General features: G+C 54.2%; 2 protein-coding genes and 1 pseudogene. All 3 read left to right on the top strand.

Annotated elements, in window-relative coordinates:
• On the top strand, positions 1-372 hold a 372-nt coding region (locus ACJROR_RS05900), incomplete at its 5' end, for a response regulator (protein WP_406546276.1).
• Positions 373-702: 330 nt separating this feature from the next.
• Positions 703-1,848: a glutamine-hydrolyzing carbamoyl-phosphate synthase small subunit gene (gene carA / locus ACJROR_RS05895; protein ID WP_406546275.1), complete on the top strand. Its 1,146-nt coding sequence runs from the start codon at positions 703-705 to the stop codon at positions 1,846-1,848.
• Positions 1,849-2,649 (top strand): annotated as a pseudogene (gene carB, locus ACJROR_RS05890) (carbamoyl phosphate synthase large subunit); the annotation flags it as partial.

Genomic DNA, 2,649 nt, shown 5'->3' with positions numbered 1-2,649 from the left:
GAGCTTCTGCTGATAAGGGAGATTGAGTCCGACCACGCGGAAAACGGCAGAATAGCTCTGGAAATGTTTCAGAAAAGCCCGCTTAATTACTATGATGCGGTGCTAATGGATGTCCGTATGCCGGAAATGGACGGGCTGGAGGCCACGACGGCCATTAGAGCCCTGGATCGCCCCGACGCCCGCGGGGTTCCCATTATTGCCATGACTGCCAATGCCTTTGACGAGGATGTGCAGAGATCGCTGCAGGCGGGCATGAACGCTCATCTGTCAAAGCCGGTGGAGCCCGAAAGACTGTTCCGCATTCTGGAGGAAATGATCTGGGAGGCAGAGAAGCGCCGGGAGTCCGTGCCGGAAAAGAAGCGCGGCCGGTGACAGCGGGAAAGGTCAGCGCAATGGCCGGAGAAACAGCTTTGGTTTTTCCGGGCTTTGCTTCGGCCTCTTTTTTTCAGGGGGAGCGGTTCTTCCGTCGGAACTGTTCTTCCTCCGGAGCGGTTCTGCCTCCGATCTCTTTATCAGAAAATTGGTTAATAATCCATAAAAATCAATTAAATGCCGCGGTCTAACTCTCATTTTGTGATATTTCTTGATAATTTTCGCTGATAGTATAAAATGCTCAAAATTTAACTTTGATTTTGCGTGCCTTTTTTACGCAAAGTCATGCCTTGCAGTTTTTCCGTAAAAATAGTAATTCTGGAGGTCATCTTGACTCATTCTGCATTACTGGTGTTAGAAGATGGCACAGTATTCAGAGGTGTTTCATTTGGCGCTAAGGGCTGTGCTGTCGGTGAGGTCGTTTTTAATACCGCTATGACCGGTTATCAGGAAATTCTCACTGATCCTTCCTATTCCAAGCAAATCGTAACACTTACTTATCCTCATATTGGCAATTATGGCTGTAACGCCGAAGACGAAGAATCACCTGACATTCAGGTGCAGGGACTGGTAATTCGAGACCTGCCGCTTCTGGCTTCCAACTTCCGCAGTCAGACTTCTCTTTCCGAATATCTCGTAAGCCACGGCGTCGTGGGCATCTGCGACATCGATACCCGCAAGCTTACCCGTCTCCTCAGGGAGAAGGGCGCCCAGAACGGCTGCATCATGGCCGGCGACAGCCTGGACGAGGCCGAGGCTCTGAGACTGGCCCGGGAATTCCCCGGACTCAAGGGAATGGATCTCGCCAAAGAGGTAACCTGCAAGGAAAAGTATGAATGGACTGAAGGCTCCTGGGTACTGGGATCCGGCTATAAGAAGCAGAATGCCGCCGACCTCCCTTATCACGTGGTGGCCTATGATTTCGGGGTAAAGCGCAACATCCTCCGCATGATCGCCGACCGGGGCTGCCGCGTTACCGTGGTTCCGGCCATGACTCCGGCCTCTGAGGTGCTGGCCATGAATCCCGACGGCGTGTTCCTGTCCAACGGCCCCGGGGATCCGGAGCCCTGCGTTTATGCTCAGGAAGCCATCAGGGAGATTCTGGATCACAATATCCCGGTATTCGGCATCTGTCTCGGCCATCAGCTTCTGGGACTGGCCTCCGGAGCTAAGACCATCAAGACCAAATTCGGTCAGCACGGCGCCAATCAGCCGGTAAAGAATGTTTTTGACAATACTGTGGCCATCACCTCCCAGAATCACGGCTTCGCTGTGGACATGGACAACATGCCGGACTGCCTGGAGGTAACCCATATCGCCCTTTTTGACGGCACGCTGCAGGGCATGCGCCGCAAGGACAAGCCGGCCTTCAGCTTCCAGGGACATCCGGAAGCCAGCCCCGGGCCTCATGATGTGGCCGGACTTTTTGATCACTTTGTCGAGCTTATAAAACAATATCGTGAGGGGCAGAAGTAAATGACCAAGCGTACAGATATCAAGAGCATTCTTATTCTGGGAGCCGGTCCTATTGTTATCGGTCAGGCCTGTGAGTTCGACTATTCCGGAGCTCAGGCATGCAAGGCTCTCAAGGAAGAAGGCTACCGGGTTATTCTGGTGAACTCCAACCCCGCCACCATTATGACCGACCCCGAAATGGCCGATGCCACCTATATCGAGCCCATTAACTGGCAGGTGGTGGAGCGCATTATCGACAAGGAGCGTCCGGATGCGATTCTGCCTACCATGGGCGGTCAGACAGCTCTTAACTGCGCTCTGGATCTGGCTACTCACGGCGTGCTGGAAAAGTACGGCGTGGAGATGATCGGCGCCACCGCCGATGCCATTGACAAGGCGGAAAACCGGGATCGCTTTGACGAGGCCATGAAGAAAATCGGCCTGTCCTGCCCCAAGGCCGGCATTGCCCACAGCATGGAGGAGGCCTGGAAGGTGCAGTCCGTAGTGGGCTTCCCCTGCATTATCCGCCCCTCCTTCACCATGGGCGGCTCCGGCGGCGGCATTGCCTACAATCCCGAGGAATTCGAGGAAATCTGCAATCGCGGCCTGGATCTTTCCCCGACCCATGAGCTCCTTATCGACGAATCCCTGATCGGCTGGAAGGAGTACGAAATGGAGGTTGTCCGGGACAAGAACGACAACTGCATTATCGTCTGCTCTATTGAAAACTTCGACCCCATGGGCATTCACACCGGCGACTCCATTACCGTGGCTCCGGCGCAGACCCTTTCCGACAAGGAATACCAGATCATGCGCGACGCC

The organism is Succinimonas sp., assembly GCF_045225735.1.
GTDB lineage: Bacteria > Pseudomonadota > Gammaproteobacteria > Enterobacterales > Succinivibrionaceae > Succinimonas.
The sequence above is the reverse complement of the archived record's forward strand: the minus strand, read 5'-3'. Positions and strand labels throughout refer to the sequence as shown.